Source organism: Herbidospora mongoliensis (genome assembly GCF_001570545.1).
GTDB lineage: Bacteria > Actinomycetota > Actinomycetes > Streptosporangiales > Streptosporangiaceae > Herbidospora > Herbidospora mongoliensis.
Genome location: NZ_BBXD01000021.1, coordinates 135,420 through 153,310 on the forward strand (window position 1 = coordinate 135,420; position 17,891 = coordinate 153,310).

Below are 17,891 nucleotides of genomic sequence, written 5' to 3' on the forward strand. Positions count from 1 at the left end.
CGATGTCGGAGCCGAAGAACCTGTTGCCGTGGGCGTCCCCGCGTGACGAGAACGCCCCGAAAATCGACACGTCGATCCCTCATTCGGCTCGCGTGTACGACTACTGGCTGGGCGGCAAAGACAATTTCGAGGCCGACCGCAGGGTCGCCGAAGCCGCCAAGACCGCCTCGCCGGGGATCGTCCAGGGCGCCCGCGACAACCGCGCCTTCTTGGGCCGCGCCGTGAAATACATCGCGGAACAGGGCATCACCCAGTTCCTCGACATCGGCACCGGCATCCCCACCCAGGGCAACACCCACGAGGTCGCCCAGCAGGTCAACCCGGCCGCGAGGATCGCGTACGTCGACAACGACCCCATCGTGATGACGCACGCCCGCGCCCTGCTCCGCAGCACCCGCCAGGGCCGCACCACCTACGTCGAAGCCGACCTGCGCGACCCGAGGTCGATCATCGACCACCCGGAGATCAAGGGCGTCATCGACTTCAGCGAGCCGCTGGCCCTGGTCATCGTGGGCACCCTGATGTTCATCAACGACAAGGAAGACCCGCTCGGCCTGGTCCGTCAGTTCACCGAGGCGCTCGTCCCCGGCAGTTACTTCGCGGTCAGCCACGTGACGGCCGACTTCTTCCCGAAGACGATCGCCGACGCCGCCGACGCGTACAACTCCGACGCCCTGGGCTTCACCCCCCGGACGAAAGACCAGATCAGCCAATATTTCACCGGTTTCGAGCTGGCCGAGCCCGGCCTCGTCGCGCTCGCCACCTGGCGCTCCGACGAAGACCCGGCGCTGCTCTCGCAGCGCATCCACGGCGCCTACGGCGCGGTCGGCCGCAAGAGCTGAACCCCGTTGCCGTAGAGCACCGCCCGGAGCCAGTCGTCACCGAGGTCCAGCCGGACCAGCGCGTCGACCGCCTCCGCGTAGTCATACGGAATGTTGGGAAAGTCGCTCCCGAAAAGAATGCGATCTTGTTTGTCGAGAAGGCGTGGCAGTTCCGCTGACGGAAACGGCCACGCCTTCTCCGTGAACCGCGTGAACGCCATGGTCGTGTCGAGATAGACGTCGGGAAAACGCCCCGCGAGATCGAGGAAATCGCCGTAGCCGGGCAGCCCCATGTGCGCCACCACGATCTTCAGCCGCGGATGCCGCACGAGCACCTCGGTCATCGGTCCCGCTCCGGTGAACCGCCCAGGCACCGGCCCCAAGCCACAGTGGGTGACCACCGGCACCCCCGCGTCGGCGATCATCCCCCAGACGGGGTCGAGCAGCGGATCACGAGGGTCGTACTGCCCCACCTGCAGATGGGCCTTGAACACCCGGGTGTTTCTTTCCAGAGCATCCTGTACGTATTCCCGAGCGCTTTCCTCGGGAAAAAAGGTCGCCGTGAGCGCGCAATCGGGAGTGGCGGCGGCGAACTCCCGCGCCCACTCATTGAGCCACGCCGCCATATCAGGCTTGTGCGGATAAATCATCGAGGTGAAAAGCACCACCCCGAACCCCCGCAGTTCCCGTACGTGCTCCTGAGCGTCATTGCCATGAGAAATCGGCCACGGGAACCCGAGATAGGCGTCGGCCCCGGCGAAATAGGCCTGCACCTTGTCGAGCACCCGTTGCGGCATGAAGTGTGTATGAACATCCACGATGCCCGGCAGCCCCAGGCCCCGCCAGACCTCTTCCACTGACATGCCGCACAGTGTCTCAAACCAGAGTGATGCCCCCGTCGACGGTGAGCACCATCCCAGTCGAGTACTCCTGCGTCATCAGATAGAGGTACGCCTTCGCCACGTCCTCGACCTCCCCGACCCGCCCGGCCAGACTCGTGTCGGCGATCTGCTGGTACATGTCCTCGACGTGCAACGTCCCCTGCCACAACGGCGAGCGGATCACCCCCGGCGCCACACAGTTGACCCGCACGGGCGCGAACTCCACGGCGAGCGCCTTCGTCAACGCCTCAAGCGCCCCCGAGATGGACGCCGGCCCCGCCCACCCGAACCCCGGCCGGTCCTTGGCGACCCCCGCCGTGACCGTGATGCTCCCGGAGTCGGGTATCCGGGACCGCGCCGCCTTCGCCGCAGCCAGCGCCCCGAAGAACCGGATCTGGAAATACTCGCAGGCCATGGAGACGTCGAGGTGCTCGACCGGCGAGATGTAGAGCGGCTCACCGGCGGTGTAGATCAGATGATCCAGTCGCCCGATCCGCCCGATGACATCCTCGATGGTGTTCGTATCGCTGAAGTCGGCGACATCTCCCCACGCGGAATCGGGCAACCCGTCGAGCGCCGCCCGCACGTTCTCCTCCCGCGAGGAGACCACCACGACCTCGGCCCCATGCGCCGCCGCGATCCGGGCCGCTCCCAGCCCGATGCCCGAGGTGCCCCCAAGGACAACCACCCGCTGCCCGTCCAGTTCCATGTACATCCCCCTTGACCTGGGCACCCCCGGTTTCTGTCATACCCACCGGGCAGAATCCGCCTATGACCAAACCACCAGTCGTATCACCCGAAGAGTGGCAACGCGCCCGCGAAGACCTCCTGAAAGCCGAAAAGGAGATCACCAGGGCCGAAGACGCCCTGGCCGCCCAGCGCCGTCGCCTCCCCATGGTCGAGTTCCGATCCGACTACGTCTTCGACGGTCCCGACGGCCCCCGAACCCTCCTGGATCTCTTCGAGGGCCGCGACCAGCTGATCGTCTACCAGTTCATGAACAACGGCCCGGGTCACTTCTGCCCCGGCTGCACCAAGTTCACCGACAACATCCCGGCGGCCGCCCTCCCCGCCCTGGCCGCGAAGGGCGTGAGCTGGGCGACGATCTCCAACATGCCCCTGTCGCAGAGCCTGCCCTACAAGGCCGACCGAGGCTGGACCGTCCCGTTCCTGTCGTCGAACGGCACCACCTTCTCCGACGACTGCGGCGCGGGCGGCGGCTTCATGCTGAGCGTCTTCCTGCGCGACGGCGAGAAGGTCTACCGGACGTACAACACGACGTCCCGGGGCGTCGACCGCCTGGTCTTCACCCACTCCTTCCTCGACCTGACCCCGTGGGGCCGCCAGGAAGACTGGGAGAACTCACCCGAAGGCTGGCCGCAGTTCCCAACCTACGGCTGACCCATCCGTGCCCGAACGACGTCGTGTCCCCCTGCCGCGTCATCCCTGGGCGTAGAAAGCCCGGGGATCCTCGGCCAGCGACTTCTTGATATGCGTGCTCCAGTCGTCCACGAGCACCTCCCACGTGCCGGCCTCGACACCGTCCAGAGCGGCCCGCACCACCTCGGCCGGGGGCAGCTTGTCGGCATCGTGCCCCGCGGTCATGTCCGTGTCGGCCAGCCCGAGGTGGACCCCCGTCACCAGCGTGCCCTGACCGGCGAGCTCCAGCCGCACCGCGTTGGTCAGCGCCCATTCGGCCGCCTTGGCGACGTGGTAGGCGTTGGCGCCCGGATAGGCGAACCACGACATGGCCGACAGGACGTTCACGATCGCGCCGCCCCCGTTGGCACCCAGGGTCGGCGCGAACCCCCGCACCATGCCCAGCGTGCCGTAGAAGTGGGTGTCGAGGTCCAGCCTGATCTTGTCCAGGTCGCCCGTGACGAGGTCGGTGAACGTGTTGGTCCCGGCGTTGTTGACCAGCAGCGTGACGTCCCGGGCCAGCTCCACCGCTTGGCTGATGTGGTCGGCGTCGGTGATGTCGAGGGTGATCGCCTCCACCCGCCCCGAACTGAGATCGATGTCCTCGGTACGCCGTGCCGCCGCATAGACCTTGCGCGCACCCCGATCGAGCAGTCCCTGCGTGAAAGCCCGCCCCAGCCCACGATTCGCCCCGGTCACCAGGGCGACAGATCCGTTGATGTCCATGCGGGTAACCTAAAACCTGACGTTGACGTCAGAGGCAAGGGCGGATTTCCATGCGCATCGGTGAACTGGCCACCCGTTCAGGAGTAAGCGTCCGAGCCCTGCGCTACTACGAGGAACAGGGCCTCCTGACCCCGGAACGCAGCACCTCAGGCCAGCGCCACTACCCGGAAGCGGCAGTCGACCGGGTCCACTTCTTCCAGGACATGTACGCCGCCGGCCTGACCAGCCGCACCATCGCCGCCCTCCTCCCCTGCGTCGACTCCGGCCACACCGACGAAGACCAGCGCCACCTCCTGCACCGGGAACGCACCCGCATCGACACCCAGGTAACCCGCCTCCAAGCCGCCCTGACCCGCCTGGACGAAGTCATCGCCATCACCGACACCCACCCTTGAGCCAAGGGGTTACCTCTCTGGCACATTTGCCAAAACAATGGGCACAATAAATAAGTCGCACCCGTCGAACCCAGCGGCTACGGTTCTCAACAGCAAGCAAGCCGCTCGAACCAAGCAGGGAAGGAAGATTCCAGTGAGCTACGAAGCCCGGCAGGAACAGGCCCGCAGCCTCCGCTCGCTAGAGTCGCGATCCCTGCGCGCCCTGATCCTGCGGCACCGGCGTCTCCCCAGCTAGACCAAGGGGAACACCCACGAAGCCGCCAGGGAACCCCGGCGGCTTTTTCATTGCCAAGAAACGCAACTCCGAATACAAGCACGCCCAAAACTCAATAGGGAACAAACGACATGGGCTGATGGTGAAAAGGCATCACACCTGCCTTGCAAGCAGGAGTTCAGGTTTCAAGATCCTGTCGGTCCATCCCATGCCAGATCGTCTAACGGCAGGACGCCCGGCTTTGAACCGGGAAAATGCACGTTCGAATCGTGCTCTGGCAGCCGGACGTCCGTAGCCCAACGGAAGAGGCACCGGCCCGAGGAGCCGGAGGTTGTGGGTTCGACTCCCACCGGACGTACCAAGCCGCTCTAGCCCAACGGCAGGAGGCACCGTGCTCAGGACACGGGCAGTCGGGGTTCGAATCCCCGGGGCGGCACGCAGGACAGAGGAGGGGCCAGCCGACAGATGGCGACGGCCGCGGTCTCGAAAACCGTTGGCGCCCGCGAGGGCGCGTGCGAGTTCGACCCTCGCCCCCTCCGCGCAGGGCCCGTTGGTCTAGTGGTGAGGACACCTGACTCTCAATCAGGAGATCACCGGTTCGAATCCGGTACGGGTCACGACAGGCAAGCCCCGTTGGTCTAGCGGTCAGGACGCTCGGCTTTCACCCGAGAGAACGCCGGTTCGAATCCGGTACGGGGTACGCACGGCCACATAGCTCAGTGGACAGAGCGCCGGTTTACGAAACCGGACGGCGCAGGTTCGAGTCCTGCTGCGGCCACCAAGTGATACCTTCGGCAGCGCCGTGCACCAAAACGCACCAAGGAGGTGAGACCGATCAACACGATGACAGATCGGGCCTCCCTCCCCCGCATGGCCTAGGGAGTGCCCGCAGGCACCCCGAAAGGCTGGCACAGCCATGCACTTCACCTCAGACACTTCGTCCGAGGGCGTCCGCGAACAACTCTTCACCGTCGGCGACGTCCCCGGCGTCCTGTGGACCCCGGAAGACGCCACCACCCCGCGCCCGCTCATCTTCCTGGGCCACGGCGGCGGCCGGCACAAAAAGGCCCCGGACATCGCCGCCCTCGCTCACCGCCTCGTCACCGAACAGCGCTACGCGGTCACGTCAGCCGACGTCCCCGGCCACGGCGACCGCCCCACAGACGAGACCTACGACCGCATCGCCACCGAGAACCAGGCAAGGATCGAGGCCGGCGAGGACCCGGCACCCCTAATCGCCGCCTTCCAAGCGTTGGTGGCCGACCAGACCGTCCCGGAATGGCAGGGGGTTCTGGACGTCGTCCAAGATCTCCCCCACGTAGGCCGTGGCCCGGTGGGCTATTGGGGCGTGTCGCTGGGCTGCGGCCTGGGCGTCCCGTTCATCGCGGCCGAACCCAGAGTCGCAGCAGCGGTCGTCGGTCTGGGCGGCGCATCCGCCTCAGCGGAGACCGCCAGGAAGATCACCGTACCGATCGCCTTCCTGCTGCAATGGGACGACGAACGGGTCCCGAGACCCGAGGCTCTGGCCCTCTACGGCGCCTTCGCCTCTCCTGAGAAAACCCTCCACGCCAACCCCGGCAAACACGGCGAGGTCCCCGATTTCGAACTCGACGACACCCTCCACTTCTTCGCCCGCCATCTGAGCTAGCACCATGGGTCGGCTGCCGAGGCACATCCCCGGCAGCCACCCCATGACCCGGGAGAACAACTGGGCCGGCCCTTCACCGTCCTAGGGTGGAGTCGATGAGCCACGATGATGTCGACCAGATGATCTTGGACGAGGTCGCGGCCGACGCCCGCCTCGCCATCCAGGAGTTCGACGACGCCCGAGCCTGGCTGAGGGAAGCCCGCCAACGCCCGATGGAGCCGCTGGGGGTGGAGGTCTGGGTCACCGACCCGACTTTCGAGCATGTACTGCTGGTCAGACACCCCTGGCGCGGATGGGTGCCACCCGGAGGAAAGGTGGAGCAGGGCGAGGGACCGCGTGCGGCGGCGGTCCGCGAGTGCCTGGAGGAGACCGGGCTACAGCCCGAACTGCTGCCCGAACCTGCCGCCGTGATGGTGCGCTCCTACCAGGCCGACCGGTCCCCGACACTGAGCCTGTCCTACGCCGCGATCGCCGCCCGCGACCTGCCGCTAAGCGGAGAGCCGGGCCAGCCGCCGGCGTGGTTCAGCCTGGACGCCGACTGGGACAGCGTCTTCCCCGACGACCGCGAACGGATCCGTTCACACGCTCAGCGCCTGGGCCAGCGACCCGGTTGAGCGAACGCTCTCCCCTGCATCAGAGGCCGCTTCGAAGAGGGACCCGCACCGCCTTTCACTCGTAGGTTGCAGTAGGCAGGCGGCCCCAGGCCACGGCTTCCCAGGGCTCATCGGCACAGAGTGCGTGTCTGCGTTGCCCGTGACCCTTTCACCCCGAGCAGCCAAGGACCGGCGTCGTCCAGGCAGTCGCCGCTCCCAACGTGTTCAATGCGCTCGCGACCGCCACCTGCCTGGCAAAAAGCCGTCACGGACGCCCCAATCCGGATCTATGGGCTCCTGAGACCCGGTGTGCCAGGCTGAAGGAATGCGGTACGCAGACTGGGGCGAACGTTCCCCACGGTGGGCCGGAATCCGCAGCCAGATGATCGATGTCTCCGGCGCCAAGGTCCATTACCTGAGCGCCGGTAAGACCCAGGATGGCCCCACCCACCTGCTGATCCACCCCATGGCCGGTAGCGCGTCGATGTGGATGACACCATCGCCGACCTGAGCGCCCACGGTCCGGTGATCGCCCCCGACCTACCGACTCGCACAGACACGCGCACGCCAGGCAAGCGGAGCCTGAGTCCCAGCCTCCGACCATCCACGCCACCCGATGCCATCGACGGCCGTGCGTTTGGTTTCGTTCGTGAGAAGTGACCGCATTTGTTCGTGAGTTCTGACCGCACTTGAGGGCTGGGACCATGATCAATGTTCGGGAGAGCCGACCGCACCAATGGGGTGGAGGTCGCGGGGTCAGGGGGGCTGGTTTGTCAGTGCTCGGCCCTAGCATGCGCAGCATGCAACGATATGTCGACGAGGACCTGCACGGTGCAGAGTTCCGCGAGTGCGATCTGACCGGGGCACGCCTGATCGGCGTCGTCATGCAGGACGCCGTGATCGACGGGCTTATCACCAACCTCGTGGTGAACGGGGTCGAGGTCACCGAGTACGTCGAGGCAGAGCTCGACCGGCGTAATCCGGTGCGGCTGCTGATCCGCTCCGAGGACCCTGCCGATCTGCGCGAGGCAGCGCGTCAGCTCCATACCGGCTGGTCCGCAACGATCGAGCGAATCCGTCGTACGCCCGGCATCGAGCGCCGCAGCGTGAACGACGAGTGGTCGGCTGTGCAGACGATGCGCCACCTGGTCTTCGTCCACGACTCGTGGTTCCGCCGTTGCTGCCTGGGCTCGACGGAGCTGTTCACGCCGATGGGCATCGGGACGACCGTCGAGCCCTACCGTGGAGCGCACGGGCTTGACCTCTCGCTCGATCCGTCCCTCGACGAGATCGTGAGCGTGCGTGAGGCACAGGCCTCCGAGCTTGAGGCCTGGCTCGACGGGGTCACCGCTGGGCAGCTCGCCGGGCGAGCGCCGGTGCCCGACGACGATGTCTGGCCGCCGTACGCCCGGGGCCGCTCGGTGCGGCGGTGCCTCGGCACGGTGCTCAACGAGACCTTCGAGCACCACGGCTTCTGCGTCCGCGACCTCGACCTGATCGAGGCACAGGACGCTGAGTAGGACCGGCCACGGACTCACGGGGTACTTCTCGAGCATCCGGCGGTACTTGCCTCACATGCCTGATGCTCCGCAGGCACCTTTGATAACGGGCGGCCGCCCGGACGTCAGCGAGCTCGTAGAGGTGCGCTGCCCTGGAGGCCGGCGATGCGGTCCATGAGTGCGGTCGAATCCCACGAACAACGACTTCGCCCAACCATGCCCGCGGTCACAGCCGACGAACAACCGCGGTCAGGTCACGCGAACGAAACCAGCGGGACGAGCCCACTGCCCAACATGACCACCGAAGCCGATCCGGGCAGCCTACTTGCCTAACGTGACTGACAGCCCCTCAAACAGCTGACCAGCAAGTTCGCTTGAGAACCCAGAAAACAATCGGCCTCGTAGGTGGTGGCGCGGTGCATGTCCTTCATCGCGGTCATCGCCGTTCGGGCGGCCGACATGGACCTGGCCGGGGAACCTGTGCCGCCAGCTTCTTCGGCGCCCGCAGGCAGTAGCTCTCGATGAGTAGCTCGGCGATCTCGTCCCAGTCCGCGTCCGGTTCGATCACCATGCCCACGACCTGCGGGTGCCACCTCGGTTTGTAGAACGGGTGGCCGGTGCCGACGAGCGCGGCGAGCTCGGCACCGTCGGAGCGGAAGGTCAGGACGGTGGCATCCCCGACGAACGGCGCGTCGCGGGTGTAGGCGGGCGGGTACTCGTCGCTGATACCGAGGACGTGGGCGAAGGTCTTCTTGCGGACCAGCCAGCGGGTGCCGACCCAGGCCTGTTCCTCGTAGACGCCGGGGAGTGCGAGGCACAGCGCGCGGAGGCGGTCGAGGACGTCGTCCGGCACGTCGGGGCTGTCCGGCATCGGCGTCTCCCAAAATTGTCGGTGCTCTCGTGCATGGTGCCCCGCCATGAGCCTGAACCACGTCGACATCGTCCTGGCGGCTGACCCACTTGCCTGACATGCCTTACCGATCATCAACCGCTGAACAGCCGGAACGCTCAAGACCCTGAGGCAGGCGGCGGAGACCTTCAGTGATGCATCAGCGTCAGGTGGCACTCTCGCTGACTTGATCAACACCTGAGCGAACGCCACTCGCCATGACCTTAGAGCCCGGGTGAGGCACGTGGCGGCCTCTTGGAACGCCACTCGACAGCGGCCGAGATCGGTCCACTTGCCGCACTTGCCTTACAGCGCTGCAGACCACTGACCAGCGAAGTCGCTCGAGAACCCAAGATAACCATCGAGCCGACGAAGGAGGTCCTGCGGCGCCGATCGCCCCGGCAACCCCCCGGCCATCAGCCACAGCCAGCGATCGTCACGGGCTCAACCCGCCATCAAGGCCTCAGCTACGCCTCGGGTGGGGCCAAAACTCACCCGTGATCAAGACCCCCAAGATCGCTAAATGGGGCCAAAACTCGCCGGTAGGTGGAGCCAGCTCTCACCCCTGAAATCAACCGACCTCCGACGCCGAAGAACTACGCGCATTTGCCCAGCCCGTTAGCGCTTGAACAGCGTCCTGCACACCTGTGCCTTGTAACCGTGGAAACGAGCGCACGGGTAATGACGGACGGCGCTATGACGCTTCACCGCTGACTGCTCCGCCTTCTTGCTCGGGCGAACGTTCTTGTCCACTCTGACAAGCGGTGTCCGATGCTGCTCAGCCGGCTTGGCTGGCGTCGAATCCCTGTCCATCGGAGAGACGTGGGGCGCGCTGACCGAGGCGACTTTGAGGGCCACTGGAGCGAGCGGATTCACCTGCGCCATGGCGGCCGGCGAAACCGAGACCGGGCTTCGCGCGGAGACACCCGATTGAATGACGATTCCGAAGGAGTAACCGAAGCCCACGCCGAACCCCACGGCCAGGGCCAACGTCATGGTTCTGCGAAACAGGCTGCGCCGACCCCTGAGGAACCACCCGAAAGGCTTGGCAGGCGGGCGACGGTTGAAGGCGGACGGCGGCAGTTCGTTCATGGAATCCCCCCGATATCCAGCACGACCAGCCAGCCAACGATCACCGAGGACGGCAGTGTTCCCCCTGCTGTCGAAACTTGGTGATCTTTCCCGGACCCAGATGACAGAGGTCATAAGCATGCTTGTCCATTGATTCACAGGGAGTTTCGCGGGAGCTCGCCGACGGCGCCCCCTGTTGACAGCCGCTCACCACTAAATGATCAGACAGTGGGAAGTCGGTTCAGCACCATCACGTCATCAACGTCATCGCTGTCAGCAAGCCAACTGATCGAGAGGGTTCTATAGGTCAGTCAGCGCTTTGGCTTGGCGTGGCGATCCGGTCACCGACCTTCGAAAATGTGGCTCTGAGGTTCTCCGTCAGGCTGTACCGCCTGAACAGGACTTCCTTCATGCCATTCATTCTGGCAACCCTGCCGACAAAATACGCTCTGAGGCCGGCATTCGAGCGAGGCTATAGAAAGAAACCGAGCGAAGCGAGAAACCACCCGAGCGAAGCGAGGCCTTGCCAGGGAGCGCGAGGGGCGGAGCCCTTCGCGAGGAGCGAGAGCGCGACCCGGAGCGAAGCGACGCGCAAGCGGCCAGGGGGAGCGCGAGGGGGCGAAAGCCCTCTCGTATCGGGGGGTTCGGGGGGTCGTCCCCCCGGGTGAAATGGCGAATGGCCCGTGAAAGCTGCCCCGAAGGGGCAACGACCACGAGCCATCCATTCGCCAGTGGAGGTGGCGGGAATCGAACCCGCGTCCTTCAGCACCGAGCCAGGGCTTCTCCGGGTGCAGCCTGATTAGCGTTTTCTCAGCCCCGGCGCTCTCTCAGGCGAGTCGCCGACGGGCTCATCCGCTGTTTGTTTTCCCATCCTCCCCCGCGGCCGGCGAAGATGGTGGAGCCTCCTAGCAATGCCAGATCCCGAGCCGGAGGCGGTCTCGGGCTGACACGGTTATACTCTCTGCTTAGGCAGCGAGAGCCAGGGAACCCTGGCTAACCGAAGTGGCCTTGGTATTGGCACTTATTTGTTTGCGGACACAGTGTTAACGAGGTTATGTCCGCCGTCCTCGACCCGCTTCCCCTGCCTTGTAATGCCAAAGTCGAAACCGGTCACCCCCATGTGAAGTTGTCAAACCCGGTCGCGCAAGCTCCCGGACACCGCAACTTTACCTGTACAACCACCCTGCCGCGACCATGTATTCCCCGCTAGGGCGCCAAGGCGCTGAAAAACGACCCCGCCACGGCGGGTGCCGCCCCGGGAACAGGGGTCTCGACCATGACGGCGATCGCGATGTCACCTTGCCAGCCCACGAACCAGGACAGCTGCCGCCGCTGCTTCTTCTCCACGAACCCGACGTGGGAGGCCACGCCGTAGACCTCGGAGCCGGCGACGGACGCGGCCTTGGCGGAGCCGCTGGTCACGCCGGCTCTCATGAGGGTGCGGAGGGTCGCGACCCGCCCGGGGTCGAGGTTGATCGGCTCAGGAGCGGTGGCGGGGGTGACGATCTCGGTGTTGGAGTCGGGCAGGGCGGGGCTGGTGACCAGGACCGGCGGGCGCCAGGTGCCCGACTGAACGGCTGCGGCGACCAGGGCCATCGCGAGCGGGCTGACCTGGACGGTCGTGCCGGCGATGACCTTGGCCCGGGTGGCGTCGGTGGCCGGGGCGGGCACGTGGCCGCTGCGGCCGGGGAGCGGGAGGGTCCAGCTGGCGCCGATGCCGAACTGCTTGGCGCTCAGGAGCAGGTCGTCGCTCTTGACCATGCGGGCCAGGGAGGCCAGCGCGGTGACGCAGCCGTGGGCGAAGTCGGCCTCAAAGGTGGGGGCGGCGGCGGTGACGCCGACCTGCTGGAACCGGGCGCCGCCGACGGTGCGGTCGGCGGTGCAGGGCACCTTCTCCTGGGTGTCGAGGCCGGCCTTGAGCAGCGCGTCGGTGGTGACGACCGAGAACGCGGTGCCCGGCGGGAATTTGCCCTCCAGGGCGTCTTCCTGCTGGTGGAAGCCCTTGGTGGAGATGGCGCGGATCTCACCGGTGGAGGCCTGGACGGCGACCAGCGCGGCCGGCTGGGTGCCGGCGACGGCCAGGTCCGCGGCGTGCTGCAGGGCCGTGTCGAGGGTCGTGCGGACCGGGGTGTTCTTGCGGCCGGGCCACGACTTGAGTTCCTTCACCTGCTCCCACGTCTTGGTGTCGAGAATGACGACGCGGGTCTCGGTGGAGCCGGTGAGCTGGTCTTGGTAGGCCTTCTGGAGGCCGTCGCGGCCGACGGTGTCACCGGCTCGCTGGGGGCCGCCGAGCTGCTGTTCGCTCTCGGGGGTGACGGCGTTGACGCGGCCGACGATCTGCGCGGGCGACTTGGGGGCGACCGGCGGGTGGACCTCGGCGATGGTGAGGCCGGGGATCGCCTTGAGTTTCGCGGCCAGCTCGCGATATTTGTTGGGCCCGAAGGTGGCCAGCTGGACGGCGTCGGTCGGCGGGGCCGACAGGATGCGGCTGAGCAGCCGGTCCTGCGCGAAGCCGGTGATCTTGGAGAGTTCCTCGCAGATCTTGGCCGGGTCGGTCAGGTTGGCGGGGACCACCTGGGCGACGAACTGGGTGTCGTCTTCCTGGAGGGTGTCGCCGTTGCGGTCGATGATCGGCTGGCGGCCCTCGGGGTCGATCTTCACGGCGAGCCGCTGGCCCTCGTGCAGATCGGGGTGGACGACCTCCGGAGACCAGTGGACCTTCCACTGGCCGTCGATCAGGCGCAGCGGCAGCACGCTGTTGTAGGTCCACAGCGGGTTGTTCTCGCCCAGGTTGACCTCGGCGGAGAAGTTGGCCGCCGCGGTGTCGCCGTCGCGGCTGATGGTGCCGAGCGCGAACCGGATCGAGGCGGCGTCGAGGTGGAGCCCGACGTCGCCGAGGGCCTTGACCACGCCGGCCGGGTCGGTGTCGGCCCGGCGGGCGGCCATCTCGAAGTCGCCGCTCTGCCAGCCCACGAGGAAGTCACGGATCGCCTCGTGGGGGGACGGCTCCTCGAAGCACGCGGTCAGCCCGGGTGCGACGAGAGCGAGCGCGAGCGCCAGCCGGAGGGGACGACGGGGAGACACGGCCTAGCGGCCCCCCTTGCGCCTGATGGCGCCCGACATGGCCCGTCGCATATCCCGGTTGTCCTGCTTCTCACGGAGGGTCTGGCGTTTGTCGTAGTCCTTCTTGCCCCGGGCGATGCCGACCTCGATCTTGGCCCGGCCGTCTTTGAAGTAGAGGGCCAGCGGGATCAGGGTGAGCCCCTTCTCCTTCAGCGTCGCGTTGATCTTGATGATCTCCTTGCGGTGCAGGAGCATCTTGCGCTTGCGCTTGGCGGAGTGGTTGGTCCAGGTGCCCTGGGTGTATTCGGGGATGTGCACGCTGTAGAGCCACGCCTCGTCGTTTTCGACGGCGGCGAAGCCGTCGGTCAGGTTGGCGCGGCCCTCACGCAACGACTTCACCTCGGTGCCGGTCAGAACCAGACCGGCCTCGTAGGTGTCTTCGATGAAATATTCGTGGCGGGCACGCTTGTTTTGGGCGATGACCTTGCGCCCGGTCTCACGAGGCATGGGCAAGAGCCTACCGGCGGCTCGTCACACCCGCAGATAGCGACGGAGCGTGATGAAGGACGCGAGGATACAGATGATCACACCGATGGCCATCGTGCCGGAGATGATCCCGGCGACGGTGTTCCAGCCGAGTGCCTCGGGCAGGAAGGTCTGGATGCCGTCGAAGATCAAGATCTTGCAGGTGATGAGCATGACGGCCGCGAGAACGCCGCCGATCAGGCCCGCGATGACGCCTTCGAGCACGAACGGCAGCTGGATGTAGACGTTGGAGGCGCCCACGAGCCGCATGATGCCGGTCTCCCGGCGGCGGTTGTAGGCCGACAGCCGGACCGTGTTACCGATCAGCAGCGTGGCGGCGAACACCATCGCGAAGGCGACCGACAGGGCCATCCACTGGAGCTTGTCCATGAAGCCGAAGTAGCTGTCGAGCAGCTGGCGCTCGTTGATGATGTTGGAGACGCCCGCCTGGCCCTGCAGCTCCTCGGTCACCGCCGTCGCCTGAGCCGGATCGGTCAGCTTGACCCGGAACGACTCCGGCATGTCCTCGACCTTGAGGAACGAGGCGAAGACGTTGTTGGAGTCGTTGTTCATGAAGTTCTCGAGGGCCTTGGCCGAGTCTTCGAACTCCACGCCGTTGACCGCCGGCAAGCCCTTGATGACGCCTTCGAGAGCGACCTTCTGCTCTTCGGAGATGCCCTTCTTGTCGGTGCACGCCTCGAAGGGGGAGTTCTCCTTACACAGGTAGACCGACAGCTCGACCTTGTCGCTCCAGAAGCTGGTCATGCTCGAGACCTGTGAGTTGATCATCAGCCCGATGCCGAGCAGCGCCATGCCGACGGCAACGGTCACGACGACCGCGATGGTCATCGTGAGGTTGCGACGGAGGCCGATCCAGACCTCGGAGAAGATGAAATTCGCCCGCATGCTTCCTTCTTAGTAAGCCTGGCCGTAGACACCCCGCGACTGGTCGCGGACGATCTTGCCATCCTCCAGCTCCACCACACGCTTGCGCATGGAGTCCACGATGGCGGCGTCGTGCGTCGCCATGAGGACGGTGGTGCCGGTCCTGTTGATGCGGTCGAGCACCTTCATGATGCCGATGCTCGTCGCGGGGTCGATGTTTCCTGTGGGCTCGTCGGCCAGCAGGATCATCGGTCGGTTGACGAAGGCCCTCGCCATGGCCACTCGCTGCTGCTCGCCACCCGACAGTTCGTCGGGCATCCGGTGGGCTTTACCTTCGAGGCCGACCAGCTCGATGACCTCGGGGACGACCTTACGGATGAAGCGGCGCGGCTTGCCGATGACCTCAAGGGCGAAGGCCACGTTCTCATAGACGTTCTTGTTGGGCAGCAACCGGAAGTCCTGGAAGACGCATCCGATGCGGCGCCGGAGGTGGGGCACCTTGAAGTTGGAGAGTTTGGCGAGGTCTTTGCCGGCCACGTGGATGGCGCCGGAGTTGGGCCTCTCCTCTTTGAGAACCAGACGGAGGAACGTCGACTTTCCCGAGCCCGACGGCCCTACGAGAAACACGAACTCGCCCTTGTCGACATCGACCGAGATGTGGTCGAGCGCAGGGCGATTCTGGTTCACATAGACCTTGGTGACATTATCGAAATGGATCACGGGCGCATCACGGCATGCCAGTCTAGGGGGCGGGGGACATCCATACCGGGGGGCGCCGGTCTCTTTGCTCCAGATCGACGTTCCGGTTGGCCAGAGCTCAGTCTAGGGGTAACACTGGCATGGAACGTCCATAACGGAAACAAAACGATTAGGGCATAGGTAAAGGGCCGATGAGCTGCGAACACTTGATCTGCGCCGCGTGCGCCGGGCCAGTGGTGGAGGGTCGGTGCCCCTCCTGCCGTGCCGCCAGGGAGAAGGTGCACTACCACGGATTCCTCGGACTACCACCGCTGCTGGTGGCCCTCGTGATCGTGCTCGCCCTCGCGCTGACGGCGCTGAAGGTCGCTTACGCGTGACCCGACTCCAGGCGGCGCATCCAGCGGATCTCGCCTTCGATGAAGTCGTCGAGGTCGCCGTCGAGGACCGCCGTCGGGTTGCCGGCCTCGACCCCCGTGCGTAGATCTTTCACGATCTGGTAGGGGTGCAGCACGTAGTTGCGGATCTGGGTGCCCCACGAGCTGGTGGTCTCGCCGCGGAGCTCGCTCATCGCGGCGGCCTCCTCCTGGCGCTTGCGCTCCAGGAGCTTGGCCTGGAGAACGGTCATCGCCGAGGCGCGGTTCTGGAGCTGGGAACGCTCGTTCTGGCACGACACCACGATGCCGGTCGGCAGGTGGGTGATGCGGACCGCGGAGTCGGTGGTGTTGACGCCCTGGCCGCCGGGGCCCGACGACCGGTAGACGTCGACCCGGAGGTCGTCGTCGACGATGTCGATGTGGTCGGTCTGCTCGACCACGGGCACGATGTCGACGCCGGCGAAGGAGGTCTGGCGACGGCCCTGGTTGTCGAACGGGCTGATGCGGACCAGCCGGTGGGTGCCGTGCTCGCCGCGCAGGGTGCCGTAGGCGTAGGGCGCCTTGACCGTGAAGGTGGCGCTCTTGATGCCGGCCTCTTCGGCGTAGGAGGTGTCGTAGACCTCGGTGCCGTAGCCCTTGCGTTCGGCCCAGCGCAGGTACATGCGCAGGAGCATCTCGGCCCAGTCGGCCGCGTCGACGCCGCCGGCCTGGGAGTTGATCGTCACCAGGGCCTCGCGGGCGTCGTATTCGCCCGACAGGAGGGTGCGGACCTCCAGTGCGCCGATGTCGGAGCGCAGGGAGACCAGTTCCTTGTCGGCCTCGGCCAGGGTGTCGGCGTCGCCCTCTTCGGCGGCCAGCTGGTAGAGAACGTTGAGATCTTCCATGCGGGCGGTCAGGGCCTCGACCCTGTTCACCTCGCTCTGGAGGTGGGAGAGCTTGCTCGTGACCTTCTGGGCGGCCTCGGGGTCGTTCCACAGATCGGGGGCCGCTGCCTGTTCGCCCAGCTCGGCGATCTGCTTGCGCAGGCTGTCGAGGTCGAGCACGTCCTGAATGCTGTCCAGGGTGCCGGTAAGCTCGTTGATCTCTTCTGCTGGATCGATGGCTGCCACGTTTCTAAAGGGTACGCGAACACCGGACCGACTCAGGTACGGTCCCTTTTGCACAAGGGAAAGGGGGTTGACATGCGCCGCGCGCTGACCCTTTCCGCAGTGGTTCTGCTGCTCGCCGGGTGCACGACCCAGGCACCGGCGCCGAGGCCGAGCCCGGTCGCGGCCACTTCCAAGCCTTCCCCCACCCCGGCGCCGCCCGCCCTCACGATCGACGAGGCCGCGGAGGCCGCCGACGTCTTCCTCGGCGCCGACGACGTGATCCGGAGCATGGGCGACGGCCGGATGGCCCTCGAACGCGCCAGGGACGGCCAGGACCCGCTCGCACTGGCCGAATATCGGTCATCCGAAAACAGACCCATCCGATTCTCCTGGGGGCCGCGAAAACTGATCGTGCCGCGCCTGCCGAAGGGCGTCACGCCCTGGTTCGCGGCGGTGGCCGAGCGGCGGCACGGCAAGGAGCGGCAGACCTCGATCATGACCTTCATGAAGGAGGGCCAGTTCTGGCAGCGGGGGTTCACCACGCTGCTGAACGGCGACGCCGTCCTGCCCGAGGTCGAGACGGACGCCGAGGGCTACGCCACCCTGCTCGACGCCCGCGACCAGTCGATCGCGATCAGCCCCAACCTGCTGGGCCCGCTGCACGCGACGGTGGCCGAAGAGGGCCCCAAGGGGTTCACCTCGGGTCTGATCGAGGCGGGCCCGCTGACCAACGGGTTCTTCGACGACATCGCCCTGCAGAAGAAGATCTACGAGAAGGCCGGCTACGACTACATCTCGATCTTCGCGGCGGCGGCCTCCTACCCGGTGCAGGCGGTCCGGACCGCCGACGGCGGCGGGCTGCTGTTCTACACGCTGACCCGGACCACCCAGTGGATCCCGGTGCTGCCCAACGCCCTGGGCGGCCACCTGCCCATCCCCGCCGACGCCAAGTGGGACCTGACGACGACCGAGATCCTCAAGGACCGGCGCATCCAGGAGACCCAGCAGTTCCTGGCCCTGGTCCCGCCCCGCACCTCGGAGGCGCGCGCCGAGATCATCGCCTACGACGGGCGAATCACTCAGGCGAGCGCCACCGAATAA

At 66.3% G+C, this 17,891-nt stretch carries 18 protein-coding genes, 8 tRNA genes and 1 other RNA gene; 16 read left to right on the forward strand and 11 right to left on the reverse strand.

Annotated features, from left to right (window positions below):
• Positions 1-2 precede the first annotated feature (2 nt).
• Entirely contained in the window at positions 3-842 is an 840-nt protein-coding gene (locus AW272_RS31225) for an SAM-dependent methyltransferase (RefSeq protein WP_066372906.1), read from the forward strand.
• On the opposite strand, the gene AW272_RS31230 is transcribed toward AW272_RS31225, so the two are convergent.
• Positions 815-1,684 (reverse strand): amidohydrolase family protein, encoded by an 870-nt coding sequence (locus AW272_RS31230; protein WP_066372907.1) that lies wholly within the window; start codon positions 1,682-1,684, stop codon positions 815-817. The two genes, AW272_RS31225 and AW272_RS31230, sit on opposite strands and share 28 nt — an antisense overlap.
• Positions 1,685-1,697: 13 nt before the next feature.
• Positions 1,698-2,411, reverse strand: coding sequence for an SDR family oxidoreductase (locus AW272_RS31235; RefSeq protein ID WP_066373099.1), 714 nt, complete (start codon positions 2,409-2,411; stop codon positions 1,698-1,700).
• Positions 2,412-2,473: 62 nt separating this feature from the next.
• Between AW272_RS31235 and AW272_RS31240 the strand changes: the two genes are divergently transcribed.
• Positions 2,474-3,103: a DUF899 family protein gene (locus AW272_RS31240; protein WP_066372908.1), complete on the forward strand. Its 630-nt coding sequence runs from the start codon at positions 2,474-2,476 to the stop codon at positions 3,101-3,103.
• A 39-nt stretch (positions 3,104-3,142) separates the two neighbouring features.
• Here the strand turns inward: AW272_RS31240 and AW272_RS31245 are convergent, their stop codons facing one another.
• Positions 3,143-3,847, reverse strand: a complete 705-nt coding sequence (locus AW272_RS31245) for an SDR family oxidoreductase (protein WP_066372909.1) — start codon at positions 3,845-3,847, stop codon at positions 3,143-3,145.
• A gap of 50 nt (positions 3,848-3,897) precedes the next feature.
• Here AW272_RS31245 and AW272_RS31250 point away from each other — a divergent pair, with 50 nt between their 5' ends.
• The 13 genes from AW272_RS31250 (at position 3,898) to AW272_RS31305 (ending at position 8,217) form a co-directional block, all read left to right on the forward strand.
• On the forward strand, positions 3,898-4,242 hold the full coding sequence (locus AW272_RS31250; RefSeq protein WP_066372910.1) for a MerR family transcriptional regulator: 345 nt from the start codon (positions 3,898-3,900) through the stop codon (positions 4,240-4,242).
• A gap of 347 nt (positions 4,243-4,589) precedes the next feature.
• Positions 4,590-4,660 (forward strand) — tRNA-Ala (locus AW272_RS31255).
• A 5-nt stretch (positions 4,661-4,665) separates the two neighbouring features.
• A tRNA-Gln gene (locus AW272_RS31260) sits at positions 4,666-4,737 on the forward strand.
• Between the two features lie 4 nt (positions 4,738-4,741).
• Positions 4,742-4,817 (forward strand) — tRNA-Leu (locus tag AW272_RS31265).
• Between the two features lies 1 nt (position 4,818).
• Positions 4,819-4,892, forward strand: a tRNA-Leu gene (locus tag AW272_RS31270).
• 11 nt (positions 4,893-4,903) lie between these two features.
• Positions 4,904-4,995: transfer RNA gene (locus tag AW272_RS42655), tRNA-Ser, on the forward strand.
• 5 nt (positions 4,996-5,000) lie between these two features.
• Positions 5,001-5,073: transfer RNA gene (locus AW272_RS31275), tRNA-Glu, on the forward strand.
• A 10-nt stretch (positions 5,074-5,083) separates the two neighbouring features.
• Positions 5,084-5,156 (forward strand) — tRNA-Glu (locus tag AW272_RS31280).
• 5 nt (positions 5,157-5,161) lie between these two features.
• Positions 5,162-5,237: transfer RNA gene (locus AW272_RS31285), tRNA-Arg, on the forward strand.
• A gap of 135 nt (positions 5,238-5,372) precedes the next feature.
• The gene (locus AW272_RS31290) at positions 5,373-6,104 is read left to right on the forward strand and encodes an alpha/beta hydrolase family protein (RefSeq protein ID WP_066372911.1); all 732 of its coding nucleotides are present in this window, start codon (positions 5,373-5,375) and stop codon (positions 6,102-6,104) included.
• 95 nt (positions 6,105-6,199) lie between these two features.
• Positions 6,200-6,718: an NUDIX hydrolase gene (locus AW272_RS31295; RefSeq protein ID WP_083958931.1), complete on the forward strand. Its 519-nt coding sequence runs from the start codon at positions 6,200-6,202 to the stop codon at positions 6,716-6,718.
• Between the two features lie 304 nt (positions 6,719-7,022).
• A complete protein-coding gene (locus tag AW272_RS31300; RefSeq protein WP_066372913.1) occupies positions 7,023-7,208 on the forward strand; it encodes a hypothetical protein in 186 nt (61 codons plus the stop codon).
• A 289-nt stretch (positions 7,209-7,497) separates the two neighbouring features.
• A complete protein-coding gene (locus AW272_RS31305) occupies positions 7,498-8,217 on the forward strand; it encodes a DinB family protein (protein ID WP_066373104.1) in 720 nt (239 codons plus the stop codon).
• Positions 8,218-8,632: 415 nt separating this feature from the next.
• On the opposite strand, the gene AW272_RS31310 is transcribed toward AW272_RS31305, so the two are convergent.
• The 8 genes from AW272_RS31310 to prfB all read right to left on the reverse strand — a co-directional run bounded on the left by AW272_RS31310 (position 8,633) and on the right by prfB (position 16,811).
• Positions 8,633-9,067: an MmcQ/YjbR family DNA-binding protein gene (locus AW272_RS31310; RefSeq protein WP_066372915.1), complete on the reverse strand. Its 435-nt coding sequence runs from the start codon at positions 9,065-9,067 to the stop codon at positions 8,633-8,635.
• Positions 9,068-9,703: 636 nt separating this feature from the next.
• Complete coding sequence (locus AW272_RS31315) at positions 9,704-10,177, reverse strand: hypothetical protein (protein WP_157518914.1); 474 nt, start codon at positions 10,175-10,177, stop codon at positions 9,704-9,706.
• A gap of 708 nt (positions 10,178-10,885) precedes the next feature.
• Positions 10,886-11,274: a transfer-messenger RNA gene (gene ssrA / locus AW272_RS31320) on the reverse strand.
• A gap of 88 nt (positions 11,275-11,362) precedes the next feature.
• Entirely contained in the window at positions 11,363-13,240 is a 1,878-nt protein-coding gene (locus AW272_RS31325; protein ID WP_066372917.1) for a penicillin-binding transpeptidase domain-containing protein, read from the reverse strand.
• 3 nt (positions 13,241-13,243) lie between these two features.
• Positions 13,244-13,726, reverse strand: coding sequence for an SsrA-binding protein SmpB (gene smpB / locus AW272_RS31330; RefSeq protein WP_066372918.1), 483 nt, complete (start codon positions 13,724-13,726; stop codon positions 13,244-13,246).
• A gap of 24 nt (positions 13,727-13,750) precedes the next feature.
• Positions 13,751-14,650, reverse strand: a complete 900-nt coding sequence (ftsX, locus tag AW272_RS31335) for a permease-like cell division protein FtsX (protein ID WP_066372919.1) — start codon at positions 14,648-14,650, stop codon at positions 13,751-13,753.
• Between the two features lie 9 nt (positions 14,651-14,659).
• Positions 14,660-15,349, reverse strand: a complete 690-nt coding sequence (ftsE, locus tag AW272_RS31340; RefSeq protein ID WP_061299409.1) for a cell division ATP-binding protein FtsE — start codon at positions 15,347-15,349, stop codon at positions 14,660-14,662.
• Positions 15,350-15,695: 346 nt separating this feature from the next.
• Positions 15,696-16,811: a peptide chain release factor 2 gene (prfB, locus tag AW272_RS31345; RefSeq protein WP_066372921.1), complete on the reverse strand. Its 1,116-nt coding sequence runs from the start codon at positions 16,809-16,811 to the stop codon at positions 15,696-15,698.
• A 72-nt stretch (positions 16,812-16,883) separates the two neighbouring features.
• Between prfB and AW272_RS31350 the strand changes: the two genes are divergently transcribed.
• On the forward strand, positions 16,884-17,891 hold the full coding sequence (locus tag AW272_RS31350) for a DUF8094 domain-containing protein (RefSeq protein WP_066372922.1): 1,008 nt from the start codon (positions 16,884-16,886) through the stop codon (positions 17,889-17,891).